The 25,094-nt window shown below is 64.2% G+C and carries 25 protein-coding genes; 19 read left to right on the top strand and 6 right to left on the bottom strand.

The window, feature by feature from the left end; all coding sequences use genetic code 11:
* Positions 1 to 67 precede the first annotated feature (67 nt).
* On the bottom strand, positions 68 to 310 hold the full coding sequence (locus tag FJ423_RS33650; RefSeq protein ID WP_181174870.1) for a hypothetical protein: 243 nt from the start codon (positions 308 to 310) through the stop codon (positions 68 to 70).
* Positions 311 to 353: 43 nt separating this feature from the next.
* Here FJ423_RS33650 and FJ423_RS22235 point away from each other — a divergent pair, with 43 nt between their 5' ends.
* The 5 genes from FJ423_RS22235 to FJ423_RS22215 all read left to right on the top strand — a co-directional run bounded on the left by FJ423_RS22235 (position 354) and on the right by FJ423_RS22215 (position 6,952).
* Positions 354 to 1,859: an altronate dehydratase family protein gene (locus FJ423_RS22235; protein WP_140845193.1), complete on the top strand. Its 1,506-nt coding sequence runs from the start codon at positions 354 to 356 to the stop codon at positions 1,857 to 1,859.
* Positions 1,860 to 2,198: 339 nt separating this feature from the next.
* Positions 2,199 to 3,194, top strand: a complete 996-nt coding sequence (locus tag FJ423_RS22230) for an ABC transporter substrate-binding protein (protein WP_095769220.1) — start codon at positions 2,199 to 2,201, stop codon at positions 3,192 to 3,194.
* Positions 3,195 to 3,351: 157 nt separating this feature from the next.
* On the top strand, positions 3,352 to 4,905 hold the full coding sequence (locus tag FJ423_RS22225) for a sugar ABC transporter ATP-binding protein (protein ID WP_140845191.1): 1,554 nt from the start codon (positions 3,352 to 3,354) through the stop codon (positions 4,903 to 4,905).
* Positions 4,902 to 5,867, top strand: coding sequence for an ABC transporter permease (locus FJ423_RS22220; protein WP_095769218.1), 966 nt, complete (start codon positions 4,902 to 4,904; stop codon positions 5,865 to 5,867). The genes FJ423_RS22225 and FJ423_RS22220 overlap by 4 nt, the downstream gene beginning before the upstream one ends.
* Before the next feature lie 68 nt (positions 5,868 to 5,935).
* Complete coding sequence (locus tag FJ423_RS22215) at positions 5,936 to 6,952, top strand: zinc-binding alcohol dehydrogenase family protein (protein ID WP_140845189.1); 1,017 nt, start codon at positions 5,936 to 5,938, stop codon at positions 6,950 to 6,952.
* Positions 6,953 to 7,254: 302 nt separating this feature from the next.
* On the opposite strand, the gene phnF is transcribed toward FJ423_RS22215, so the two are convergent.
* On the bottom strand, positions 7,255 to 8,001 hold the full coding sequence (phnF, locus tag FJ423_RS22210) for a phosphonate metabolism transcriptional regulator PhnF (protein ID WP_140845187.1): 747 nt from the start codon (positions 7,999 to 8,001) through the stop codon (positions 7,255 to 7,257).
* A gap of 139 nt (positions 8,002 to 8,140) precedes the next feature.
* On the opposite strand from phnF, the gene phnG reads away from it, so the two are divergent.
* The 3 genes from phnG to FJ423_RS22195 are packed head-to-tail and all read left to right on the top strand — an operon-like array spanning position 8,141 to position 10,330.
* A complete protein-coding gene (gene phnG / locus FJ423_RS22205) occupies positions 8,141 to 8,602 on the top strand; it encodes a phosphonate C-P lyase system protein PhnG (RefSeq protein ID WP_140845185.1) in 462 nt (153 codons plus the stop codon).
* Complete coding sequence (gene phnH, locus FJ423_RS22200) at positions 8,602 to 9,213, top strand: phosphonate C-P lyase system protein PhnH (protein ID WP_140845183.1); 612 nt, start codon at positions 8,602 to 8,604, stop codon at positions 9,211 to 9,213. The genes phnG and phnH overlap by 1 nt, the downstream gene beginning before the upstream one ends.
* Position 9,214: 1 nt before the next feature.
* Complete coding sequence (locus tag FJ423_RS22195) at positions 9,215 to 10,330, top strand: carbon-phosphorus lyase complex subunit PhnI (RefSeq protein ID WP_140845181.1); 1,116 nt, start codon at positions 9,215 to 9,217, stop codon at positions 10,328 to 10,330.
* A 2-nt stretch (positions 10,331 to 10,332) separates the two neighbouring features.
* Here the strand turns inward: FJ423_RS22195 and FJ423_RS22190 are convergent, their stop codons facing one another.
* Entirely contained in the window at positions 10,333 to 10,515 is a 183-nt protein-coding gene (locus FJ423_RS22190; protein ID WP_140845179.1) for a hypothetical protein, read from the bottom strand.
* Between the two features lie 59 nt (positions 10,516 to 10,574).
* On the opposite strand from FJ423_RS22190, the gene FJ423_RS22185 reads away from it, so the two are divergent.
* From FJ423_RS22185 to phnE (FJ423_RS22145), 9 genes are all read left to right on the top strand, one after another.
* Positions 10,575 to 11,474 (top strand): alpha-D-ribose 1-methylphosphonate 5-phosphate C-P-lyase PhnJ, encoded by a 900-nt coding sequence (locus FJ423_RS22185; RefSeq protein WP_140845177.1) that lies wholly within the window; start codon positions 10,575 to 10,577, stop codon positions 11,472 to 11,474.
* Positions 11,471 to 12,247 (top strand): phosphonate C-P lyase system protein PhnK, encoded by a 777-nt coding sequence (phnK, locus tag FJ423_RS22180; protein ID WP_042640728.1) that lies wholly within the window; start codon positions 11,471 to 11,473, stop codon positions 12,245 to 12,247. The genes FJ423_RS22185 and phnK overlap by 4 nt, the downstream gene beginning before the upstream one ends.
* 2 nt (positions 12,248 to 12,249) lie before the next feature.
* Positions 12,250 to 12,957 (top strand): phosphonate C-P lyase system protein PhnL, encoded by a 708-nt coding sequence (phnL, locus tag FJ423_RS22175; protein ID WP_140845175.1) that lies wholly within the window; start codon positions 12,250 to 12,252, stop codon positions 12,955 to 12,957.
* Positions 12,954 to 13,568 (top strand): DapH/DapD/GlmU-related protein, encoded by a 615-nt coding sequence (locus FJ423_RS22170; protein WP_140845173.1) that lies wholly within the window; start codon positions 12,954 to 12,956, stop codon positions 13,566 to 13,568. Before phnL ends, FJ423_RS22170 begins: the two co-directional genes overlap by 4 nt.
* Positions 13,569 to 13,704: 136 nt before the next feature.
* Entirely contained in the window at positions 13,705 to 14,415 is a 711-nt protein-coding gene (locus FJ423_RS22165; RefSeq protein WP_140845171.1) for a DUF1868 domain-containing protein, read from the top strand.
* Between the two features lie 116 nt (positions 14,416 to 14,531).
* A complete protein-coding gene (phnC, locus tag FJ423_RS22160; protein WP_140845169.1) occupies positions 14,532 to 15,389 on the top strand; it encodes a phosphonate ABC transporter ATP-binding protein in 858 nt (285 codons plus the stop codon).
* Between the two features lie 141 nt (positions 15,390 to 15,530).
* On the top strand, positions 15,531 to 16,439 hold the full coding sequence (gene phnD / locus FJ423_RS22155; protein ID WP_140845167.1) for a phosphonate ABC transporter substrate-binding protein: 909 nt from the start codon (positions 15,531 to 15,533) through the stop codon (positions 16,437 to 16,439).
* A 56-nt stretch (positions 16,440 to 16,495) separates the two neighbouring features.
* Positions 16,496 to 17,449: a phosphonate ABC transporter, permease protein PhnE gene (phnE, locus tag FJ423_RS22150; RefSeq protein WP_140845166.1), complete on the top strand. Its 954-nt coding sequence runs from the start codon at positions 16,496 to 16,498 to the stop codon at positions 17,447 to 17,449.
* A 1-nt stretch (position 17,450) separates the two neighbouring features.
* Entirely contained in the window at positions 17,451 to 18,818 is a 1,368-nt protein-coding gene (phnE, locus tag FJ423_RS22145; protein ID WP_140845164.1) for a phosphonate ABC transporter, permease protein PhnE, read from the top strand.
* A gap of 295 nt (positions 18,819 to 19,113) precedes the next feature.
* Here phnE (FJ423_RS22145) and FJ423_RS22140 read toward each other — a convergent pair whose 3' ends face one another.
* The 3 genes from FJ423_RS22140 to FJ423_RS22130 all read right to left on the bottom strand — a co-directional run bounded on the left by FJ423_RS22140 (position 19,114) and on the right by FJ423_RS22130 (position 22,577).
* The gene (locus FJ423_RS22140; protein WP_140845273.1) at positions 19,114 to 19,965 is read right to left on the bottom strand and encodes a sugar phosphate isomerase/epimerase; all 852 of its coding nucleotides are present in this window, start codon (positions 19,963 to 19,965) and stop codon (positions 19,114 to 19,116) included.
* Between the two features lie 223 nt (positions 19,966 to 20,188).
* On the bottom strand, positions 20,189 to 21,376 hold the full coding sequence (locus FJ423_RS22135; protein WP_140845162.1) for a Gfo/Idh/MocA family oxidoreductase: 1,188 nt from the start codon (positions 21,374 to 21,376) through the stop codon (positions 20,189 to 20,191).
* A gap of 145 nt (positions 21,377 to 21,521) precedes the next feature.
* Complete coding sequence (locus FJ423_RS22130; protein ID WP_095769299.1) at positions 21,522 to 22,577, bottom strand: sugar phosphate isomerase/epimerase; 1,056 nt, start codon at positions 22,575 to 22,577, stop codon at positions 21,522 to 21,524.
* 401 nt (positions 22,578 to 22,978) lie between these two features.
* Here FJ423_RS22130 and FJ423_RS22125 point away from each other — a divergent pair, with 401 nt between their 5' ends.
* Together FJ423_RS22125 and FJ423_RS22120 are read left to right on the top strand one after the other, a co-directional pair.
* The gene (locus FJ423_RS22125) at positions 22,979 to 23,866 is read left to right on the top strand and encodes a sugar phosphate isomerase/epimerase (RefSeq protein ID WP_140845160.1); all 888 of its coding nucleotides are present in this window, start codon (positions 22,979 to 22,981) and stop codon (positions 23,864 to 23,866) included.
* Between the two features lie 56 nt (positions 23,867 to 23,922).
* A complete protein-coding gene (locus tag FJ423_RS22120) occupies positions 23,923 to 25,092 on the top strand; it encodes a mandelate racemase/muconate lactonizing enzyme family protein (RefSeq protein ID WP_140845158.1) in 1,170 nt (389 codons plus the stop codon).
* Positions 25,093 to 25,094: the final 2 nt, after the last annotated feature.

The raw sequence follows: 25,094 nt of genomic DNA, 5'->3' as shown, positions 1-25,094 counted from the left end.
CCCCGTATCCCCCAACGCTTGCGGCGGCCTGCCGGAAACGCGATATGATCGGTGTTCCTAGAGCAGTTCAGCGTTTCTCGGAGTCGCCGAACTGCGCTAAATCTTTGTTTCTGCGCAATTCCGGACGGAAAGCCGCTACGCACTTTTCCTGGAATTGCTCTGGCGCAAGCCTCCGAAAGCGGAACGTTTTTCGCCGGCTTGCCGAACGGGCGGCGCGGGCGTCCAAAAGACGAGCACCAACCGAGCGAAAAAACAATTGACGCAAAATTGTTTTTTCCCGATAAAAGACATTACCTTTAAACGGGCGCAAGTCAATCCGCCCGCATTCCCAGGATCACCCAGGACAGCCGCCCGTGAACGTTGCAAACACCATCCTTCTCTCACCCTCCGATAATGTCGCCGTTGCCAACGGGCGCATCGAGATCGGAACGCCATTGCCGGGCGGCGCAACCGCGACTGCCGTGATCGAGCCGGGCCACAAGGTGGCGATCAAGCCGATCCCGGCGGGCGAAGCGGTTGTGAAATACGCCCAGGCGATCGGTCGCGCCACGCAAGACATCGCGGCCGGCGAGCATGTTCATTCGCACAATCTGGTTTTCGAGAGCGGCCGCTTGCCGGTGGTGCCGCCGAGCGAGGCCGAGCACGCCACCGAGGCCGACCGCAAGCGCACCTTCATGGGCTACCGCCGCGCCGATGGGCGCTCCGGCACGCGCAACTTCATCGGCATCATCGCCAGTGTCAATTGCTCGTCGACCGTCTGCCATGCCATTGCGGACGAAGCCAACCGCACGCTTCTGCCGAAATATCCCGGCATCGACGGCTTCGTGCCGATCGTGCACGGCCAGGGCTGCGGCATGAGTGCCACCGGCGACGGCATGATGGTTCTGCACCGCACTTTAGCCGGCTATGCGCGCCACCCGAATTTCGGCGGCGTGCTGATGGTGGGCCTGGGCTGCGAGGTCAACCAACTCACGCTTTACGGCCAGAAGGGCGTGGCCGCCGGAAAACGGCATTTCAACATCCAGGAAGCCGGCGGCTCGCGCAAATCGGTCGAGCGCGCGATGGGCGTTCTGGCCGAGATCGCCGAGGAGGTCGGCCAGTTGCAGCGTGAGCCGATCCCGGTCTCGGAGATCGTCGTCGGGCTGCAATGCGGCGGCTCGGACGGCATGTCCGGCATCACGGCAAATCCGGCATTGGGTGCCGCCGTCGATATCCTGGCAGACTGCGGCGGCATCGGCATCCTGTCGGAGACCACCGAGATCTATGGCGCCGAGCACCTGCTGGCCTACCGCGCCGCCTCGCCGGAGATCGCCGCCAAGCTCGACGGCTTTGTGAAGTGGTGGGAGGACCATACCGCCAAGCACGGCGCCTCGATCGACAACAATCCCTCGCCCGGGAACAAGCGCGGCGGCCTGACCACGATCCTCGAGAAATCGCTGGGCGCGGTCGCCAAGGGCGGCCAGACGCCGCTCAACGGCGTCTTCGGCTATGCCGAGAAAGTCTCGGGCCGCGGCCTGGTGTTCATGGACACGCCCGGCTACGACCCGGTCTCGGCCACCGGCCAGGTCGCCGGCGGCGCCAATGTCATCGTCTTCACCACCGGCCGCGGCTCCTGCTTTGGCTGCCGGCCGACGCCGTCGATCAAGGTCGCCACCAATTCGACCATGTATCACCAGATGGAAGAGGACATGGACGTCAATTGCGGGGTTATCGCCTCGGGCGAGAAGACCATCGCCGGCATGGGCCGCGAGATCTTCGAGCTGATCATCGAGACGGCGTCCGGCCGCAAGACCAAGAGCGAGGCGTTCGGCTACGGCGACAACGAATTCGTGCCGTGGCATCTCGGCGCGACGCTTTAATCAAAGGCCGTTATCGCGTCGGAAGCGCCACCGACGACAGGAGGCGACCTTCACTACCGTGCAGGCTTTTTCTATGGAATAAATATTCCATGTTGACAGAATTATGAAATTATTGTTCCATGCCGATAAGGAGGAACGGGAGCATCCGAGCACTGTCCAGGGACGAGCCGAACGGACCCTAGCCCGCATCGCGTACGGCAGCAGACATCGCTTGCATCGGTCACGGCAATGCTCTATCAAAAAACGGTATCTGTTTTTTATTGATAAAGTTCTGTTTGGGCCGCGCCTATCCAGATGGAGCTTCCGCAACCTTCACCAGGCGACTTAGGGAGGAACCTAATGAAATTCGTGACCAGCCTTCTCAACCGCCGCGCCTTCGTGGCCTTGGCCGCCGCTTCGATGCTCGCCGGCGCGATGCATTCCGCGCCCGCCTCGGCGGCCGACGTGACCATTCCGATCATCGTCAAGGATACCACATCCTTCTACTGGCAGATCGTTCTGGCCGGCGCCCGCAAGGCCGGCAAGGATCTCGGCGTCAACGTGCCGGAACTCGGCGCCCAGGCCGAAACCGACGTAAACGGCCAGATCTCGATCCTGGAAAACGCCGTCGCCAGCAACCCGGCGGCCGTCGTCATTTCGCCGACCGAGTTCAAGGCGCTCGGCAAGCCGATCGACGAGGCTGCCTCCAAGGTCAAGGTCATCGGCATCGACTCCGGCGCCGATTCCAAGGCCTTCACCTCCTTCCTGACCACCGACAACGTGCAGGGCGGCCGCGTCGCCGCTGACGGCCTCGCCGCCGCAATCGGCGCCGCCAACGGCGGCAAGGTGGAAGGCAAAGTCGCGCTGATCACGGCACTTCCCGGCGCCGGCTCGCTCGAGCAGCGCAAGCAAGGCTTCATCGAACAGATCAAGGCCAAGTATCCTGGCCTCGAGCTTGTCGCCGACAAATATGCCGACGGCCAGGCCACCACGGGCTTGAACATCGCGACCGACCTGATCACCGCCAATCCGGACCTCAAGGGCATCTTCGCCTCGAACCTGATCATGGCGCAGGGCGTCGGCCAGGCGATCGCCGAAAACAATCTCGGCGGCAAGGTGGCGCTGATCGGCTTCGACAGCGACGAAAAGCTGATCAAGTTCCTCAATGACGGCGTCATCTCGGGCCTAGTCGTCCAGGATCCGTACCGGATGGGGTATGACGGCATCAAGACCGCCTTGGCCGCCTCGAAGGGCGAGAAGGTCGAGGCCAATGTCGACACCGGCGCGAACCTCGTCACCAAGGACAACATGAAGGATCCCAAGATCGACGCGCTGCTCAACCCGAAGCTCAAGTGAGCAGCATCGCGACAGTCGTTTCCGGGGCCTCGCGCCCCGGAAACATCCATCGGGGCGATTTGGAAATTCGCCGGCCCGATTTAGGCTCCGCCTTCAAGATGCGCGCCAGACGCATCGCTGCGTACCCAATGGTTGAGGCCAATCTGGGAGGATTGTCATGACGTCGACGGCGCAGGAATTGCATCCGGCCCCCACGCTGGAACCGGGCAGGACGATCCTCGAGCTCAACGGCCTGGAAAAGCGCTACCCCGGCACGCATGCGCTGAAACCTGTGCATCTTGCCTTCAAGGCAGGCGAGATCCACGCGATCGTCGGCGAGAACGGCGCCGGCAAGTCGACCCTAATAAAACTCCTGACCGGCGTCATGCCGCGCACCTCCGGCGAGGTGATCTGGGAAGGCAAGCCGACCGCCTTGGCCACGCCGCATGAGGCGATGGCGCTGGGCATCAACGCCGTCCACCAGGAGGTGGTGCTCTGCCGCCATCTCACCGTCGCCGCCAACATGTTCCTCGGCGAGGAGGAGTCACGCTTCGGCCTCCTGCAGCAGCGCGCCATGGTCAAGGACGCGCAAAAGATCATCGACGGGCTGGGCTTCGACTTGCCGGCGCATGTCATGCTTGGCGATCTCACCATCGGCCAGCAGCAGCTGATCGCCGCCGCCCGCGCTACGGTGCGCGGGACGAAATTCCTGATCTTCGACGAACCGACCGCTTACCTCACACGCAAGGAGGCCGACCAGCTCTTCAAGCTGATCCGCCGGCTCAAAGGCGAAGGCGTCACCATCATTTATATCAGCCACCGTATGGAGGAAGTGTTCGAGCTCGCCGACCGCGTTTCCGTGCTGCGCGACGGCACTCTGGTCGGCACCCGCAACATCGCCGAGACCGACGAGCCCGAACTGGTCAAGCTGATGATCAACCGCTCGATCGAGCAGATCTACCACAAGGAGCATTTCACCCCCGGCGCCACCGTCGTCGAGACGAAGAACCTCTCAGGCAAAGGCTTCGAGAATGTCTCGGTGACCGTCCGTGCCGGCGAGATCGTCGGCCTCTACGGCCTGATCGGTGCCGGCCGCAGCGAGTTCGTCACCACGCTTTACGGCCGCCACAGGAAATCGGCGGGCCAGATTCTCTGGCAAGGCAAGGAGGTCCAGGTCAATTCCGAGCATGACGCGATCCGGCTCGGCATGGCGCTGGCTCCGGAAAGCCGCCGCGACCAGGGTCTGTGCCTCAATTTGCCGGTCGGCATCAACCTTAACCTGCCGATCTACAAACGCATCTCCAGCAATTTTCTGATCTCCGGCGCCAAAGAAAAGGCCGAGGCCGACCGCCAGATCGCCGATCTCAGGATCAAGACACCGACGCGCCATGCGTTGGCTTCAAGCCTCTCAGGCGGCAACCAGCAGAAGATCGTCATCGGCAAATGGCTGGCGCATGGCGCCAAGCTGTTCATCTTCGACGAGCCGACGGTGGGCGTCGATGTCGGCACCAAGGCCGAGATCTACCGCCTGTTCTCGACGCTCCTGTCCAAGGGCGCCGGCATCATCCTGATCTCGTCCTATCTGCCGGAAGTCTATGAGCTTGCAGACACGCTGCACGTGTTCCGGCGCGGCAAGCTGGTCGCGACCCACGGTTTCCGCACCGCCAGCCACGAGGACATTTTGGGTCAGGCACTGGCCGAGAAACAAGAAAAGTCGGGAGGACAAAAATGAGCACCGAGGCGATCCCCGCCGAAAAACCCAAGCGCAATTTCAACGCCCTGTTCGGCCTGACGCTGCTTGGCCTTTTGCTCCTGATGTGGATCGTGCTGGCCGTCGCCACGCCGTCCTTCGCCACGACGCTCAACATCACCAACCTTCTGCGTCAGGGATCGCTGATCGCCATCCTCGCCGTCGGCCAGACCTTCGTCATCATCACCGGCGGCATCGATCTGTCGGTCGGCGCGGTGGTCGGCTTCACCACCGTCATTGTCGCGCTTTTGATCAACGCCGGCTGGCCGATCTGGGCCGCGGTGCTGATCACGCTGCTGGTGGGCGTCGCCATCGGCCTCTTCCACGGCTTCGGCATCGTCAAGATGGGCCTGCCGCCCTTCATCATCACCTTGGCCACCATGACCTCGCTGCGCGGCATCGGCCTCCTGATGACGAACGGCAATTCGATCTCCATCAACAGCGACTCGTTCCAGGCTTTCTCGCGCGGCTCGCTCGCGGGCATTCCCTACCTGTTCTGGATGGTGATCCTGGTCGCCATCCCGTCCTACGTGTTCCTGCACCATACGCGCTGGGGCCGCTACCTGTTCTCGGTCGGCTCCAACGCCGAGGCCGCGCGCCTGTCCGGCGTCAACGTGCCGCGCACCATCTTCATGGCCTACGTCCTGTCCGGCCTGCTTGCCGCCATCGTCGGCGTGCTCTTGGCCTCGCGCATCGGCATCGGCAATCCGACGCAGGGCGACACCTATGAGCTTCAGGCCATCGCCTCGTCGGTGATCGGCGGCACCTCGCTGTTCGGCGCCATCGGCTCCGTGCATGGACCGCTGATCGGCTCCTTCATCCTTTCGACGATCAACAACGGCGCCAACCTGCTCAACGTCAACACCTTCTGGCAGCGCGTCATCACCGGCCTGCTGATCATCGTCATCGTCTACTTCGACGGCCTGCGTCGTCGCGGCAAATGACTCCTACGTGAAACTAACGCGCCGGCCCCGCTCGAGCGGCGCCGGCGCTCTTTGCCTGGATTTGCGATATGAAAGCCGTTGTCTGCCGTTCGCCCGGCGAGCTTGTCCTCGAAGACCGCGCCGGGCCCGGCGCACCGCCGCCCGGCTGGGCGCGCGTTGCGGTCAGCCATGTCGGCATCTGCGGAACCGACTACCACATCTTCGAAGGCAAGCACCCGTTTCTGGCCTATCCGCGCATCATGGGCCATGAGGTTGCCGGCACGATCGTCGAGAAGGGCGAAGGCGTCGAGATCAGCGTCGGCGAGCCGGTCGTCATCAATCCCTATCTTTCATGCGGCAAATGCATTGCCTGCCGGCGCGGCAAGCCGAACTGCTGCGTGAAGATCCAGGTGCTGGGCGTCCATCGCGACGGCGCCATGTGCGACGAAATCCTGGTGCCGGCGCAGAACCTCTACCCGACGAACGGCCTGTCGCTGGCCGACGCCGCGGCGGTCGAATTCCTGGCCATCGGCGCGCATGCGGTACGCCGCTCGCTCGGGCTGCCCGGCCAGCGCACGCTGGTCATCGGCGCCGGCCCGATCGGCCTCGGCACGGCGATCTTCGCGCGCATCGCCGGGCTGGATGTCAGCCTGCTCGACATGAGCGCCGAACGTCTCGGCTTCGCCGAGAAGCAGCTCGGCTTTGCCCCGCTGGACAGCTCGAAGACGCCGGCTGCCGAGCTGGTCCAACAGGCAACAGCCGGCGAAGGGTTCGACCTCGTGTTCGACGCGACTGGCAACACCCAGTCCGTGCAGTCGGCCTTCGCCCACGTCGCGCATGGCGGCACGCTGGTGCTGGTCAGCGTCGTCAAGGACGACATCACCTTCTCCGACCCTGAATTCCATAAGCGCGAGATGATGCTGGTCGGCAGCCGCAACGCGCTGAAGTCCGATTTCGACCATGTCGCAGATTCGATCCGCAACGGCGCCGTGCCGTTGAACAAGCTCGTCACCCATCGCACCACGCTCGCCGGAACGCCGCGCGACCTTGCCCGATGGACGCACGAGAAGTCAGGACTGATCAAGGCGGTCATTGAGGTCGGGTGAGGAAGGCCCGCGTCCAGGTTTCACGAATTGGACCGTTGTCCGCCCTAGCAAATTGCAGTCTTGGTGATTGGCCGAAGCGCCTATCCCCTTCGTCATCCACGGGCGGAGCAAGGAGCGTAGCGACGCAGCGCAGACCCGAGGATCCATTCCGTGACGCCGACGCGTTGCAGCGATCCAGAATTCTGCTCCGCTGCGCTCTACGATCGAGGTTACGGAATGGATCCTCGGGTCTGCGCTCCGCTTCGCGTCGCTCCGCCCGTGGATGACGACCTCTTGGATTGCCGTCCGAAGACATCGTAGACCTAATCGCCGGCCGACAGCCTAAGCTCCACCCGCTCCGCGGGAAAGCGCGATTCCGCGAATTGGATCGGCTCACCGTCGAGCGTGACGTTGACGGCGACGGTGACCAGCACGATCGCGCCGGGCTGCAGATCGAGGGCTGCAAGGTCGTCGGCATCGGCGTGGCGCGCCGACAGCACGGTCGAATGCCGCAGATAATCGTTGATGCCGAAGCGCTTCAGTGAGGCGGTGATCGATCCCGTCTCCGCCATTGCCGCCTCGATTCCGGCAAAGCGCTTGGCATCGAACCAGGTCGTCGCGCGCGACACCGCATGACCGTCGGCCTCGCCGCGCGTCTCCAGGCGGATGACGGCAGCGCCTTTGGCGATGCCCAGCGCCTCGGCGATGCGCCGGCCGGCCGGCTCGGTCGACGACGACAGCAGCGCGATATGCCGCTCGCTCGTCTGCCCCTGCAGCCCGGTCGAGAAGCGCGTCCGCGCGCCGATCGGATAGGACAGCCGCTTGCGCGACAACACGAAGGTGCCGCGTCCCTGCTCGGCCCTCAGCACGCCTTCCTGCACCAGTGCTGCAATGGCGCTACGCACCGTATGGCGGTTGACGCCGTAGCGCTCGGCCAGCGCGACTTCAGGCGGCAGCGCGGCATTCTCGGCGAAATCGCCATTGGCGATCGCCTGCAGAATCCTGTCGGCGATCTGCCGCCATAGCGATACGCCGTTGCGCCTCTCGATGCTGCTTGCCAGCCCGGTCATTTCCCCGCCCCCAACGTCATCACCCCTAACTTTTGCACCCGTTGTCATCCACCCGTCATGGACTCCCGATACCAAGTGAGTATAATTTGTATAGTTGTCTATATCAATAGACAAATTTCTCTATGCGAGGAGCGATGCCATGCGAGGACAGGAAGCGCGCGAGCAGGCCGGGCGGAAAGCCTTGATGGCGACGCTGGCGCATGCCGCGGCCGACGAGATCGCCCGCCTGTGGAACGAGTCGGGCCTGCCCTCCGAAGCCGAGCTTTTGCGCGGCCCCGAAACCGGACTGGTGACGGTGCGCGGGCGGATCGGCGGCGGTGGCGCACCGTTCAATGTCGGCGAAGCGACGGTCACCCGCGCCACGGTGCGTCTGCCCTCCGGCCAGGTCGGCCACTCCTATGCGCTCGGCCGCGACAAGGGAAAAGCCAAGCTAGCGGCGATCGCCGACGCGCTGTGGCGGGACCCGGCGCACCGCGAAGCGGTCGAGACAAAGCTCGCCGCGCCCTTGCGCGCAGCGCTTGCCGCGGCGCGCGAGACAAAGCGCGTCGAAACAGCGGCCACGAAAGTGGATTTCTTCACCATGGTGCGCGGAGAAGACTGATGGATATCGCCACGCAATCGATCGATGGCGGCTTCGCAGAGCCGGTCTTCAACGCCCAGGCGGTGTTCCGCGCCATCATGGACGCGATGGCCCGCCCCGGCACCGTCCAGCCGCTGCCGCAGCCCGCCCGCCCGCCGGCGCCGCTGTCGGCGACGGCCGGCGCCGTGGCGCTCTCGCTCTGCGACAACGACACGCCGGTCTGGCTCGACCCGCCGCTGCAGACGGAAGCCGCGGTCAAGGCCTGGCTCGGCTTCCACACCGGCGCGCCCTTGGCCAACACGCCCGCCGACGCGCATTTCGCCTTGATCGCCAATCCGAAGGAGATGGCGGCGCTCGACGGTTTTGCGCAAGGCACGCAGGAATATCCCGACCGCTCGACGACGCTGATCCTCTTGGTCGACGATCTTGCCTCGGGCCCATCGCTGCTGCTCGAAGGTCCGGGGATCGAAAAGACGTCGATGATCGCGCCTCCCGGCATGCCGCGCCATTTCGTCGAGCAGTGGAAGCAGAACAACCAGCGTTTCCCGCGCGGCGTCGACATCATCCTGGCGGCGCCCGGCCACCTTGCCTGCCTGCCGCGCACCACCCGCATCAAGACGATGGAGGCATGACATGTATGTCGCGGTGAAAGGCGGCGAAGCCGCCATTGCCAATGCGCATCGCCTGCTTGCCGACCGCCGCCGCGGCGACCGCTCGGTACCGGCGCTGCGCCTCGACCAGATTGTCGAGCAGCTGGCGCTCGGCGTCGACCGGGTGATGAGCGAAGGCTCGCTCTATGATCGCGAGCTCGCGGCTCTCGCCGTTACCCAGGCGCGCGGCGATATGATCGAGGCGATCTTTCTGGTGCGCGCCTACCGCACCACGCTGCCGCGCTTCGGCTACACCAATCCGGTCGACACCGGCGCCATGCAGGTCGAGCGTCGTGTCTCGGCCACCTACAAGGACCTGCCGGGCGGCCAGGTGCTCGGCCCGACCTTCGACTATACGCACCGCCTGCTCGATCCAGAGCTTGCCGCCGGCGCCAAGGTCGAGATGCCGGCGCAGCGTCCGGCCGAGCCGGAGGCCATGCCGCGCGTTTCGGCGATCCTCGCCCATGAAGGCCTGATCGAGGCCGATGGCGAGATGCCGCTTGACCACGTGCCCGGCGACATCACGCGCGAGCCGCTGCAATTCCCGATGGCGCGCGACATCCGCCTGCAGGCGTTGTCGCGCGGCGACGAAGGTTTTCTGCTGGCGCTCGGCTATTCGACGCAGCGGGGCTACGCCCGCAACCATCCCTTTGTCGGCGAGATACGCATCGGCGAGGTCGAGCTGGAGCTCGACGTGCCGGAGCTGCCCTTCGCCGTGCCGCTCGGCTCCATCCGCGTCACCGAATGCCAGATGGTCAACCAGTTCAAGGGCTCGGCCAAGGCGCCGCCGCAGTTCACGCGCGGCTACGGCCTGGTCTTCGGCCAGAGCGAGCGCAAGGCGATGGCGATGGCACTGTGCGACCGGGCGCTGCGCGCCACGGAGCTTGGCGAGGATGTCGTCGCCGCCGCGCAGGACGAGGAATTCGTCATCTCGCATTCCGACAATGTCCAGGCCACCGGTTTCGTCGAGCATCTGAAGCTGCCGCATTATGTCGACTTCCAGGCCGAGCTCGGCCTGGTTCGCCGCATGCGCGCCGAATACGAAGCGCGGGAAAACGAGGACAAGGCCGCCGAGGAGAAGCGCGAGGCGGCGGAATGACTTCAGTGTCCGCTACCGGAATGCCCGCCGCCGTCGAAGCCGCCAGTATAGTCGCCGCCACCGAAGGACTCGCCGGACGGAGGTTCCCTTGGCGCGGGGAGAACCATTTTCCGCAGCGCAAAGGTCGCGAAGCCGGCGAACACCAGCAGCAGCACGCCAAGATGCAACCAACCGGTAGAGTCCATTCGGGCGTCCTTCCGCGTCTTGGGCGCCAATTTCATAGCAGAGAGCGGACGTGATCGCCATGACCGACATCGCCACCTATAACTTCGCCTATCTCGATGAGCAGACCAAGCGGATGATCCGCCGCGCCATCCTCAAGGGGATCGCCATCCCCGGCTACCAGGTGCCTTTCGCCTCGCGCGAGATGCCGATGCCTTATGGCTGGGGCACCGGGGGCGTCCAGGTCACCGCCTCGATCATTGGCCCCGACGACGTGCTGAAGGTCATCGACCAAGGCGCTGACGACACCACCAACGCCGTCTCGATCCGCACCTTCTTCAAGAAGGTCGCCAATGTCGCCGTCACCACCGACACGGCAACCGCCACCATCATCCAGACCCGCCACCGCATCCCCGAGCATCCGCTGACCGCGGGCCAGGTGCTGGTCTTCCAGGTGCCGATCCCCGAGCCGCTGCGCTTCCTCGAGCCGCGCGAGACCGAGACGCGCAAGATGCATGCGCTGGAGGAATACGGTCTTATGCATGTGAAGCTCTATGAGGACATCGCCAGGCACGGCCGCATCGCCACCACCTACGCCTATCCGGTCAAGGTCGAGGGCCGCTACGTGATGGATCCTTCGCCGACGCCGAAATTCGACAATCCGAAGATGCACCGCTCGCCGGCCTTGCAATTGTTCGGCGCCGGCCGCGAGAAGCGCATTTATGCGGTGCCGCCCTTCACCGACGTCGTCAGCCTCGACTTCGAGGACCATCCCTTCGAGGTGCAGACCTTCGACCAGCCCTGCGCGCTCTGCGGCGCCGGGAATGTCTATCTCGACGAGGTCATCCTCGACGACCATGGCGGCCACATGTTCGTCTGCTCCGATACCGACCATTGCGAGAAGCGCCGCGCCGACGGCCATCACGGCCACCTTGCTCCCGAGACCCACCTAGCCTCTGAAAAAACGGAGCCGGCCGAATGACCGACGAACCGCTGCTGCGCGTTTCAGCGCTGTCCAAATTTTACGGCTCGCGCGTCGGCTGCGAGAACGTCACCTTCGATCTGTGGCCAGGCGAGGTGCTGGCGGTGGTTGGCGAGTCCGGCTCCGGCAAGACGACGCTGCTCAACTGCCTGTCGACCCGCCTGCTGCCCTCTTCCGGCACGGCCAGCTACCGCATGCGCGACGGCCAATGGCGCGAGCTCTACCGCATGAGCGAGGCCGAGCGCCGCTTCCTGATGCGCACCGACTGGGGCTTCGTCCACCAGAACCCGGCGGACGGCCTGCGCATGACGGTGTCGGCCGGTGCCAATGTCGGCGAGCGGCTGATGGCGGTTGGCGACCGCCACTACGGCAGGATCCGCGCCACCGCCGTCGACTGGCTGTCGCGCGTCGAGATCGACGAGGACCGCATCGACGACGAGCCGCGCGCCTTTTCCGGCGGCATGCGCCAGCGCCTGCAGATCGCCCGCAACCTGGTCACCGGGCCGCGCCTTGTGTTCATGGACGAGCCGACCGGCGGTCTCGACGTCTCGGTGCAGGCGCGCCTGCTCGATCTATTGCGCGGGCTGGTCACCGATCTCGGGCTGGCGGCGATCGTCGTCACCCACGACCTCGCCGTGGCGCGATTGCTGTCGCAACGCATGATGGTGATGAAGGACGGGCGCGTCGTCGAAAGCGGCCTCACCGACCGCGTGCTCGACGATCCGCGCGCGCCTTATACCCAGCTTCTCGTTTCTTCCATCCTGCAGGTGTGATGATGGCCACTCCTCTCGTTGTCTCCGATGTCGCCAAAAGCTTCACCATGCATCTGCGCGACGGCGTCACGCTGCCGGTGGTGGCGGGTGTCTCCTTCTCGATCCGCGCCGGCGAATGCGCCGTGCTCGGCGGCCCGTCCGGCGCCGGAAAAAGCTCGATCCTGAAGATGCTTTACGGCAACTACGCCGTCGATGAAGGTCAGATCATCGTCCAGCATGGCGGCGGGCTGATCGACCTCGCCTCGGCCAGCCCGCGCACCGTGCTTTCCGTGCGCCGCCATACCATCGGCTATGTCAGCCAGTTCCTGCGCACCGTCCCGCGTGTCTCCGCGCTCGACGTCGTCGCCGAGCCGCTGGTCGAGCGCGGCGAGGACAGGGAAAGCGCGCGGGCGAGAGCGCGTGTCCTGTTGGCGCAGCTCAACCTGCCGGAACGGCTCTGGGCCTTGCCGCCCGCGACCTTCTCCGGCGGCGAGCAGCAGCGCGTCAACATCGCGCGCGGCTTCATCACCGAGCATCCGATCCTGCTGCTCGACGAGCCGACGGCCTCGCTCGACGCGAAGAACCGCGATGTCGTGGTCGAGCTCATCGCCGCCAAGAAGGCGGCGGGCGTTGCCCTGCTCTGCATCTTTCACGACCTCGACGTGCGTGAGGCTGTCGCCGACCGCGTCATCGACGTAACCGCCTTCGCCGCCGGAAAGATCGCCGCATGAAGAAGCTTTCGGAGGCGCCGCTGATCCATCCGACGGCGCAGGTCGAGAACTCGACGCTCGGCCGCTGGACCGAGATCGCCGAGCGCAGCCGCGTCGCCGAATGCGAGCTCGGCGACTATTCCTACATGATGCAGGACTGCGCCGTGTGGTGCGCGACCATCGGCAAGTTCTCCAACATCGCGGCAAGCGTGCGCATCAACGCCACCAATCACCCGACATGGCGGCCGACGCTGCACCACTTCACCTACCGCGCATCGGACTATTGGGACGACGCCGAGCATGAAAGCGCGTTCTTCGCCGAGCGCCGCGCCAAACGCGTCACCGTCGGCCACGACACCTGGCTCGGCCATGGCTCGACCATCCTGCCCGGCGTCACCGTCGGCGATGGCGCGGCGGTCGGCGCGGGCGCCGTGGTGTCGAAGGATGTCGCGCCCTACACAATCGTCGGCGGCGTGCCGGCGAAGCCGATTCGCGAGCGCTTCGACCGCCGCACCGCCGAGCGCTACCAGGCTTTAGCTTGGTGGGATTGGGATCATGCAAGGCTGCGCGCTGCGCTCGACGATTTCCGCGAGCTGTCGGCGGAGGCGTTCCTGGAGAAGCATGGCGGCTAGGCGCGGTGAATGGTGAATGGTCAATAGTGAATGCAACGAAGCCCTTCTCACCATTCACCATTCACCATTCACCATTCATCATTCACACCGTTGACACATGACTCGGACAGGACGCCATCTCCCCAAGGAGATCGCGATGCTCGCCACAGTCAGACCCTCGCTCGCCGGATTTTTCGAAGGCATCAACCCGACGGCGCCGGTGCATCTCGGCACCCGTTACGATACCTCGGGCAACTTCCTCCCCGAGCCCGGCAACACGGTCATCAGTCACCTCGTCGGCGGCTCGCCTTCGCAAGCTGCGATCATCGAGGTGCGCGAGCGCATCCGCGCCATGCCGGACGCGGACCGCCTCGCCTTCACGCCGGTCCCAAGCCTGCACATGACACTGTTCCAGGGCATCATCGAATACCGACGTCGCCTCCCCTATTGGCCCGAGGACGTGCCGCTCGACACCAGCATCGACGACATGACCCGCCTCTATCTGCAGCGCCTGGAGGGCTTTGAGGCCTGCCCTCCGTTTCGTATCAAGACTGTCGGCGTTACGCCAAACGGCCTTACGGTTGCCGGTGCTTCCACTGAGGACGAGCGCATCCTGCGCCTGTGGCGCAACGCGCTGTCGGTGCCGTTCGGCTACCGCCATCCGGACCACGACGCTTATGTCTTCCACATCACCTTCGCCTATCAGATCCGCCGTCTAGCCGACGAGCGAGCCGCAGCCTGGCAGGATCTGTTCGATGACTGCCTGTCGTTCCTCGAACGCGAGGCTCCTGTGATCGAGCTCAAGCCTCCGGCCTTCTGCAGCTTCAAGGACATGAAGCATTTCGAGGAATTGCTGGTGCTTGGTTGAATCTCCAAGCCTGTGGGACGTAACAAAACTGACATCAATCCGACACCCCAGCTTCATCGGCCTGCGCTAGCGAAGGTTAACAGACCTGCAAAAGCGCGACGGACTGGAGTTTTGGTATGTCAGCATCATCGGCCACGCTTGAGATCCGCGGCGTAACCCGACGATTTGGCAAGAACACCGCCGTCAGCGATATCAACATCTCGATCCCGCGCGGCCAGATGGTCGGCATCATCGGCCGTTCCGGCGCCGGCAAGTCGACGCTTTTGCGCATGATCAATCGTCTCATCGATCCGAGCCAAGGAGCGATTTTTTTTGAAGGCGCCGAGGTTTCCAGCCTGCAGGGATCGCCGCTGCGGCGCTGGCAGCGCGACTGCGCCATGATCTTTCAGCAGTTCAACCTCGTGCCGCGCCTCGACGTGCTGACCAACGTGCTGCTCGGCCGCCTCAATCATCGCTCGACGGTTTCCAATCTGCTCGGCATGTTCACACGCACCGAATGCGCCGAGGCTGTGGCCGCGCTCGAGCGGCTCGACATCGCCCGCACCGCGCTGCAGCCGGCCGGCACGTTGTCCGGTGGCCAGCAGCAGCGTGTGGCGATCGCCCGCGCCATGATGCAGCAGCCGAAGGTGATCCTGGCAGATGAGCCGATCGCCTCGCTCGACCCCCTCAACGCCAAGGTGGTGATGGACTCGCTGCGCGACATCAATCTGCGCGAAGGCATCACCGTCGTGACGAACCTGCACACGCTGGACACCGCGCGCGTCTATTGCAACCGTATTATCGGCATGGCCGCCGGCAAGGTCGTCTTCGACGGCGCTCCGGAAGATCTCGACCGCGATGCCGTGCGCACCGTCTACGGCGCCGATGCCAGCGGCGCCGAGATCTCGGAAGCCATCACGTCGACCGCCGTGACCATCAAGCCGAAGATCACCGCATCCGCCGGACCGCTCGAACCAGCCTTTCCTGGCTACTGAATCCACCGTCCCGGCCCCAGCGGGTGCGGGCAAATCGTGGACTTCAGCAGAGCAACCCGGATCGCCCGCCAGCGTCAAAGGCAAGACTTGAAAAATCAGAACGCCGCCGGCGCGCAGCCGGAGCAACAGGAGAGAGACAAAATGTTCAGGAAGATGGTTTTTGGGGCGGTTTCGCTGCTCGCCATGGCGGCCAGCGCCGCGCATGCCGCTGATATCAAGGAATTCCGCGTCGGCATCCTCGGCGGTGAGAACGAGACCGACCGCCTGCGCAACTACCAGTGCCTCGCCGATCACCTGAAGTCGGAATTCGGCTTCGAAAAGGTGTCGCTGTTCCCGGCCGCCGACTATGACGGCGTTATCCAGGGCCTGCTCGGCGGCACGCTCGACTTCGCCGAGCTCGGCGCTTCCGGTTACGCCAGCGTCTATCTCAAGGACCCGAAGGCGGTCACGCCGATCCTCACCACCAAGCAGACCGACGGCTCGACCGGCTACTACTCGATCGGCCTGGCGCTGAAGTCTTCCGGCATCACCGACATCAAGTCGGCCAAGGGCAAGAAGCTCGGCTATGCCGATCCGGATTCGACCTCCGGCTATCTGATCCCGCTGACCCAGATTCCGAAGGACACCGGCGCTTCCAACGAAATCTACTTCGCCTCGACCCAGTTCAACGGCGGCCATGAGAACAACGTGCTGGCCGTGCGCGACGGCAAGGTCGACGTGGCGGTGGACGATTCCTCCGGCATCGGCGATTTCAAGAACGGCTACACCTCCGGCACCTTCCACAAGGAAGTCGCCAAGGGCGCCGTCGACCCGAACGACTTCGTCGAAGTGTGGCGCTCGGGCCTGATCCCGAACGGCCCGCTGGTTGTCCGCACCGCGCTCGGCGACGAGATGACCGCCAAGCTCACCGCTTTCTTCACCGCGCTGCCGGCCAAGGACAAGGCCTGCTTCGAAGGCGTCGAGGGTGGTGATTTCACCGGCTACGTCCCGGTGAAGCCTGACTTCTACAGCGTCATCGTCGAAGCCCGCAAAGCCGCCATCGGCGGTTAAAGGCATCAGGAAAAAGGGCGGCGTTCGAAACGCCGCCCTTTTTGCATGTCCCGATCATGACATCAGCGACACTCCATTCCGACGCCACCCGCCAGCAGGCCGATGCCTGGCGGCGCCAGACATCGCTGCGCCGTTTCTACACCGCGCTTGGCGTCGGCCTGCTGCTTGTCGCCATGTGCGCGACCATGTGGTTCGCCGACGAGGCCAATGCCGGCCATTTCTTCGACCGGCTGCCGCACATCCTCGATTTCCTGAGCTGGCTGGTCCCGAAGGACTGGAACGATGTTTGGCGCGCCCTGTTCGACATCGCCTCGCCCAACGACAAGGGCACGCAGGAATTCAATTTCCCGCTTGGCCGCGTCTACATCTGGGGCGGCTTCTACATCCCTGAATATTTCGAGCTGATGCTGACCACGGTGAACGTGGCGCTGGTCTCGACCTTCATCGGCTTCGTCTTCGCCGTTCCCTTCTCCTTCATCGCCGCGCGCAACCTGACGCCGAGCCCGGTCCTGCGGCTCATCGTCAAGCGCTTCATGGAATTGCTGCGCGCCTTCCCCGAAATCGTCATTGCCGGCCTGTTCGCAGCCATCGTCTCGATCGGCCCGGTCGCCGCCATCATCGCTATCGGCCTGCATTCGATCGGCGCGCTGGGCAAGCTGTTCTACGAGATCAACGAGAACATCGACATGCGCCCGGAAGAGGGCCTGCGTGCTGTCGGCGCCAACTGGTTCGAACGCGTGCGCTTCGCCGACCTGCCGCAGGTGTTGCCCAATTTCATGTCCTACACGCTGCTCAGGATCGAGATCAACGTGCGCATCTCGACCATCATGGGCGCGGTCGGCGGCGGCGGCATCGGCGAGGAATTGAAACTTTCCATTTCACGCGGCTTCGGCGCCAAGACGCTGGCGCTGGTGCTCTTGCTCTTCGTCACCATCTTCCTCGTCGACCAGTTCTCCGCCTGGCTGCGCCGCAAGCTCGTCGGCGAGCAGGCCTTCCTGATGAGCGCTTGAAATGGCCGCCATGACTGCCGAAGAAATCAGGACCATAGAAGACCGCCATCCGCAGATATTCCAGCGGCCGGCCTATAAGCATTTCTGGCCGCTGCTGCTGATCGCCGGCACCGTGCTCTATCTCGCCTATGCCTTGTGGTTCTTCAGCCTGCCGCAGGTGCTGCGCGAATCGCATTGGGAGCGCCTGCCGCTCTTCCTGTCGCAATGGATCAGCTACGACCTGCAGCCGGAATTCCGGCTCGACCAGCCCGAGATCACGCCGAAATATCCGCGCTTCTCGGCGCTCGGCGAGCATCCTGATCCGGACTGGGTGATCAAGAATCCGGACGGCACCTTCACCGTCCTGATCGACGGCCGGGACAAGTCCGTCACCTTCGACAAGATCAGGGCAACGATCGTCGCCAACGGCCAGACGGTGCCGGTATCGCTCACCGGCGGCAAGCCGGTGGTGACAGGTCCGGTGCCCGACTGGGTGACCGTCCACGACGATGAGATCGTCGCCAAGATGGGCTTTGTCGGCGAGGTGCGCGTCACCGTCGATCGCGTCAAGGTGCGCAAGCGCTTCCTCGGCTGGGCAAATTTCGTCTTCGACACCCGCTCGCCCTTCTTCGGCAAATCGGCCGGCGAGGTCATCTCGCTCATCGCCTCCGGGCCAGAGCTCAACCCAGGCACCTCGAACCTCGCTTTGGCCGCCGACAACATCTGGAACAACGCGCAGTGGCAGCATGGCGATGTCTGGACGAAGCTGTTGCAGACCATCGTCATGGCGTTCCTCGGCACGCTGCTTGGCGGCATCGTCGCCTTCCCGCTCGCCTTCTTCGCCGCCCGCAACATCACGCCGAGCGGGCTGCTCAGCCAGGTGCTGAAGCGCTTCTTCGATTTCATGCGCTCGGTCGACATGCTGATCTGGGCGCTGTTCTTCACCCGCGCCTTTGGCCCCGGACCGCTGGCCGGCAGCGCCGCGATCTTCTTCACCGAGATCGGCACATTGGGCAAAACCTATTCCGAGGCGCTGGAGAACATCGACGACAAGCCGCGCGAGGGGGTGCTTTCAACCGGCGCCAACGGCTTGCTGGTGCAGCGCTACGGCGTGCTGCCGGAAGTGGTGCCGGTCTTCATCAGCCAGACGCTCTACCAGTGGGAATCGAACACCCGAGGCGCCACCATCATCGGCGCCGTCGGCGCCGGCGGCATCGGCCTGAAACTATGGGAAGCGATGCGCACCAATTCGAACTGGGCCAACGTCTTCTACATGGTTCTGCTGACGCTGCTCGTCGTCTTTATCTTCGACAACATCTCGAACTTCCTGCGCCGAAGGCTGAGCCGCACGCTGCACGATTACAATCGGCTGCAGGCTGCGCAGGGGTAACCTTGTGGCGCAGAAGCGCAAGCATCGTCTCGCCTGCGCCAAAGGTCGACCCCCACTCCGTCGAGCTTCGCTCGACACCTCTCCCCGATCGACGGGGTTGAGGAAAGGCGCCAAGCTGTCCGATCCGCGCCTGTCGTCGAAGGCCGAGGCTTTTTTCCTCTCCCGGCGCCACCAGGCTCCCTTTCCTCTCCCTCCGGAGGGGGGGAGAGGTGTCTCGGCGAAGCCGAGACGGAGTGGGGGAACCACCTGGCAACCGTTGCCACGGCAAATAGAAAATGGATCAGGCGCAGGGCCCCTAAGCCGCCTTCCTCCACCCCTCCTTGATATGCCGATACCCCTCGCGATAAACCGCCTCCGGGCTCTCCGCGAAATCGCGCCAAACCTTGGTCGCCGCCGCCAAGTCCTTCAGCGAACGCCCGAACGATTCGATCGTCAGCCAGTCGTCGTAGCCGCTTTTTCGGATGGCGGAGAACGTCTCCTTCCACGGGATGTTGCCGCGCCCCGGCACGCCACGATCATTCTCCGAAATGTGGATATGGACAACGTTCCGGCGATGCTTTGTATAGGCGCCGATCGGATCGGCCTCCTCGATATTGGCATGGAACGTGTCGTACATCGCCTTGATGTGCGGCCGGTCGATCGCGTCGATGTGTTCGCACAGGTCGGCCATGGTGTTGACGAGATAGCATTCGAAGCGGTTGAGCGCTTCGAGCCCGATGGTCACGCCTCTCTTGCCGGCATGGTCGCCGATCGCGCGCTGCGAGGCGACCGAGCGCTTCTTTTCGGCCGCCGTCGGGCCGCTGCCGGAAAAGGCGCCGAGCGTCGAATGCAACGGCCCGCTGAGGGTATCCGCGCCCAGGGCCGCGCTGCAGTCGATCGCCCATTTCATATAGTCGATGCCGGCCTTGCGGGTCGCCGCATCCGGCGAGATCAGGTTCATCGCCGGATCGCCCATGGCCGAGACCGCGGTACGCTCCAGCCCGATGCGGTCGAGCATCTCGCCCAACTTCTTGTAGTCGTCGGGCGCGCCCGCGAAGACCGGTATCTCGACGCCGTCGAAACCGGTCGCCTTGATGTCCTTCAGCAGCGCCTCGTGCTTCTTCGAGACGCTGGTGGTCCACAAAAACATGCACATGCCGATTTTCATCGACATCCCCCTCCCCAACTTGCGGCCAGCCATTTGCGTTGGCGGCCGCACTCCCCCTCATCCGGCCGCTCCGCGGCCACCTTCTCCCCGAGGGGAGAAGAGGTCGGCGCCGGCGTTGCTTGTCTCCTCTCCCCTGGGGGAGAGGTCGGATTGCCCCGAATTGCCTTCGCAATTCGGCTGGCAATCCCGGTGAGGGGGACTCGCTTGGACGACGCAGCCGTCCCTACAGCTTCGTCCAGGCCCCGTTTTTCTTCGACGACTTCACGCAGGCCTCGATGAAGGCCATGCCTTCGACGCCGTCGGCGACAGTCGGGAAGACCACATCCTTAGCCGGCTTGCCGCCTTTCCGGCGCGCCGCTCGGATGGCGCGGGCCGCTTCCTGGTAGATGTTGGCAAAACCTTCGAGATAGCCCTCCGGATGGCCCGACGGCACGCGGCTGACGCGCGCGGCCACTGGCATCGCGCCCGCGCCGGCACGCGTCAAAAGCTGCTTCGGCTGGCCGAACGGCGTGTACCAGAGATAGTTCGGGTCTGCCTGCACCCATTCCAGCCCGCCCTTGGTGCCGTAGATGCGCAGCTTCAGCCCGTTCTCGTGGCCGGGCGCCACCTGGCTGGCCCAGATCATGCCCTTGGCCGGATGCTTGTTGCCGACCGGCTTGAAGCGCAGCATCACGTTGACATTGTCGTCGAGCTGGCGCCCCGGCACGAAGGCGTCGAGATCGGCTGAGAGCGTATCGAGCTCAAGTCCCGAGACGAAGCGAGCCAGGTTATAGGCATGCGTGCCGATGTCGCCGAGCGCGCCGCCGGCGCCGGCCTGCTTGGGGTCGGAGCGCCAGGAGGCCTGCTTCTGGCCGGTGGCGGCAAGGTCCTCGGTCAGCCAGTCCTGCGGATATTCCGACTGCACGATGCGGATATCGCCGAGCATGCCCTTGGCCACCATCTCGCGTGCCTGCCGGATCATCGGATAGGCGGTGTAATTGTGGGTCAGCACGAACACCTTGCCGGTCTTTTCGACCAGGACGGCAAGCTTCTTCGCCTCGGCCAGCGACGTCGCCAGCGGCTTGTCGCAGATGACATGGATGCCCGCCTCTAGGAAGGCTTTCGCCGCCGGCACATGCACGTTGTTCGGCGTCACGATCGCCACCGCCTCGATGCCGTCTGGACGCTTGGCTTCGGCCTTGGCCATCTCGGCATAGGAGCTGTAGCTGCGCTCCGGATCGAGCCCGAGTTCGGCGGCCGACGCCTTGGCCCGCGCCGGATCCGATGACAGCGCGCCGGCCACCAGCACGAAATCATTGTCCATGCGCGCCGCGATGCGATGCACCGCGCCGATGAAGGCGCCCTGCCCGCCGCCGACCATGCCATAGCGGATCGGGCCGCCTCCCGCTTCCGACTTCGATGCGCCGACCATTCTTGTCCTCTCTCTTTAGTTCCTCACCCTCCCCCTTGTAGGGAGGGTCGACGCGCAGCGTCGGGGTGGGGGTATAAGAGTCCGCCACGACTTGGGATTCAACCCCACCCGGACCTGCGGCCGAACCTCCTCAAGGGAGCTGCAGTCAAATCCCCATCATCGCCCGCAGCAGCTTTTTATCGGTCGTGCCGGCGGCGAAATCGTCGAAGGCCTTCTCGGTCACCCGGATGATGTGGTGCTGGATGAAAGGCGCGCCTTCTGCGGCGCCGTCCTCGGGATGTTTCAGGCAGCATTCCCATTCCAGCACCGCCCAGGAATCGTAATTGTACTGGGTGAGCTTGGAGAAGATGCCGCTGAAATCCACCTGCCCGTCGCCCAGCGAGCGGAAGCGCCCCGCACGGTTCACCCAGCCCTGGTAGCCGGAATAGACGCCTTGCCGCCCGGTCGGGTTGAACTCGGCGTCCTTGACGTGGAAGGCCTTGATCCGCTCGTGGTAGATGTCGATGAACTCGAGATAGTCGAGCTGCTGCAACAGGAAGTGCGACGGGTCGTAGTTGATGTTGCAGCGCTTGTGGCCGCCGACCGCGTCGAGGAACATCTCGAAGGTGGCGCCGTCGAACACGTCCTCGGAAGGATGGATCTCATAGCCGACATCGACGCCATTGTCTTCATAGACGTCGAGGATCGGCTTCCAGCGCTTGCCGAGTTCGCCGAAGGCTTCCTCGATGAGGCCGGCCGGGCGCTGCGGGAACGGATAAAGGTAAGGGAAAGCCAGCGAGCCGGTGAACGACACCGAGGCGTTCAGCCCGAGATTGCGCGATGCCTTGGCGCCGAACTTCATCTGCTCGACAGCCCATTTTTGCCGTGCCGTGGGATTGTTGTGCACCGATGGCGGCGCAAAGCCATCCATCTGCGCGTCATAGGCGGGATGCACCGCGACCAGTTGCCCCTGCAGATGCGTCGACAATTCGGTGATCTCGACGCCTGCATCCGCGCAGACGCCTTTCACCTCGTCGCAATAGGCCTTCGACGACGCCGCCTTCTCGAGGTCGAACAGGCGCGCGTCCCAGGTCGGGATCTGCACGCCCTTGTAGCCCAGCCCCGCTGCCCATTTGGTGATGGAACCCAGCGAATTGAATGGCGCGGCGTCGCCCGCGAACTGCGCCAGAAACAGGCCGGGGCCCTTCATCGTCGTCGGCATCGGCATCCTCCCTCGTTTGTTTTCGCGACCAAGCATAGCGCCTATTGAAATGAGGGCCAGCCTGTTTGGTCAACCCTGTCGGCGTCTAAGCATCGCGCCATTCTGGTATTACCAAATCCCGGAATTCGGTCAAGCGGCCGAAAACCGCGGAGGCGAGCCGAGCTTGCAAACAGATAAGTGGAATTACCACGTAAAATCAGACTATTGCTCGGCTGATAGAGCTTCAGCCGCCCACTTGTTGCCGTGCATGAAAATTTGCTGTAGAGGTCATGGAGGGCCCAATTGGTCGAACCAGTTTCGAGGAAAATGCTGGCAACGCCTTGGGGAGGAATCATACGCCCGCCTCTACTGGAGGCGTCGCGGAGTAGAATGTGACAGGCGAATTCTGGGAAGGATAGACCATGCATCTTTCGACTCACAATTGGATGCGGGCGGAACCGCTGGAGGTGACGCTCAAGCGCATCAAGAAATTCGGCTACGAATCGATCGAGATTTCCGGCGAGCCCGAGCAGTACAAGACCCAGGAGACGCGCGCGCTCCTGAAGGAGCACGGCATCCGCTGCTGGGGCTCGGTGACTCTGATGCTCGGCGAGCGCAACCTCGCCGCCAGGGACCAGGGCCAGCGCGAGCGGTCCGTCCAATACGTCAAGGACGTGCTCACCATGGTCAGCGAGCTCGATGGCGAGATCATCACGCTGGTGCCCGCGACCGTCGGCAAGGTCGTGCCGGACGGCACCGAGGCGGAGGAATGGGGCTGGGTGGTCGATGCCACGCGCGAATGTTTCAGCCATGCCAAGAAGGTCGGCGTCAGGATCGCCGTCGAGCCGCTCAACCGCTTCGAGACCTACCTCTTCAACCGCGGCGCCCAGGCGCTGGCGCTCGCCGATGCGGTGAGCCCCGAATGCGGCGTCTGCCTCGACGCCTACCATATCCACATGGAGGAATTTAACGTCTATGACGCGATCCGTCAGGTCGGAAAGCGCCTGTTCGATTTCCATGTCGCTGACAACAACCGCTTCGCAGCCGGCCTTGGCCAGATCGACTGGCCGAAGATCGTGCGCACGTTGAAGGAAGTCGGCTATGACGGCGCGCTGACCAACGAGTTCGTCGCGCCCGTCGACCGCACGCCTGCGGCGCCCTATCCGGAGATGGTCGAGCGCAATCCGGTCGACATCTCGCCCGAGCAGCTCAAATTCATCCAAGACCACGGCTCCAGCGTGCTCACGGAAAAATTCTACACCGACCAGATGCGCATCACTGCCGAAACGCTGCTGCCGCTGATCAAGTAGGCCTCCGATCGAAACTGTCCCTTCCACCCGGCGGGCGGAGGGGCCGAAGGGAAAACATGCGCATCAAAAGCGTCCAGGCCTGGTGGGTTCGTATCCCGATCGAAGTCGCGAAGCAGCATCGCAGCGACTTCGGTCAGGTGACGACGTTCGACGCCGCCATTCTGCGCATCGAGACCGCTGACGGCCTTGTCGGCTGGGGCGAGGGCAAGAACGCCGCCGGCAGCGCCGGCAGCTATGGCGCGCTCGTCCATATGCTCAATCACGAGATCGGCCCGCAGCTGATCGGTTGCGATCCGGCCGACATCGGCATCATCTGGGAAATGCTCTACAACGGCGTGCGGCATGAGACGGCGGCGCATGCCGGCCATGCCATGCCGCAGCTGGCGCGGCGCGGCATGAGTGTGGCGGCGATCAGCGCCGTCGACATCGCGCTCTGGGACATCCTCGGCAAGTCGCTGGGGCAGCCGGTTTGGCGGCTGCTCGGCGGCCGCAAGGTCGAGCGCATGCAGGCCTATGCCTCGGGCGGCTGGGCCTCAGCCGACACCATCGGCGAGCAGTTGACATCCTACATCGCCAAGGGCGGCTTCAAGGCGCTGAAGATGCGCATCGGCGCCATGGACGGCGCCCCACATGTCTCGGCCGCGCGCGTGCGCGCCGCAAGGCAGGCGATCGGGCCGGATGTCGATCTGATGGTCGACGCGCACGGCACCTATACCGTCGCCGAGGCCAAGCGCTTCATCAACCTCACCGCCGATCTCGACCTTGCCTGGTTCGAGGAACCGGTGACCGCCGACGATAAGCCGGGCATGGCCGACGTGCGCGCCTCGGGATCGACGCCGATCGCCACCGGCGAAAGCGAGGCGACGCGCTATGCCTTCCGCGATCTGGCTGTGCTGAAGTCGGCCGACATCTTCCAGCCGGATCCCGCCTTCTGCGGCGGCATTAGCGAGGCGATGAAGATCGGCACCATCGCCAGCGCCTTCAACCTGCGCTTCGCGCCGCATCTATGGGCCGGCGCGCCCTGCTTCTTTGCCGGGCTGCATGTGTGTGCCGCCTCACCCGCCAGCTTCACCATTGAATATTCGCTCGGCGCCAACCCGATGATCCACGACCTCGTCGAGGAGACTGTCGAGGCGAAGGACGGTATGATAGCGATCCCTGAAAAGCCTGGATTGGGATTCACCATCTCCGAGCGATTCCTGGAGGCGCACGCGCAACGTATTTGACG

The organism is Mesorhizobium sp. B2-8-9, assembly GCF_006439475.1.
GTDB lineage: Bacteria > Pseudomonadota > Alphaproteobacteria > Rhizobiales > Rhizobiaceae > Mesorhizobium.
The sequence above is the reverse complement of the archived record's forward strand: the minus strand, read 5'-3'. Positions and strand labels throughout refer to the sequence as shown.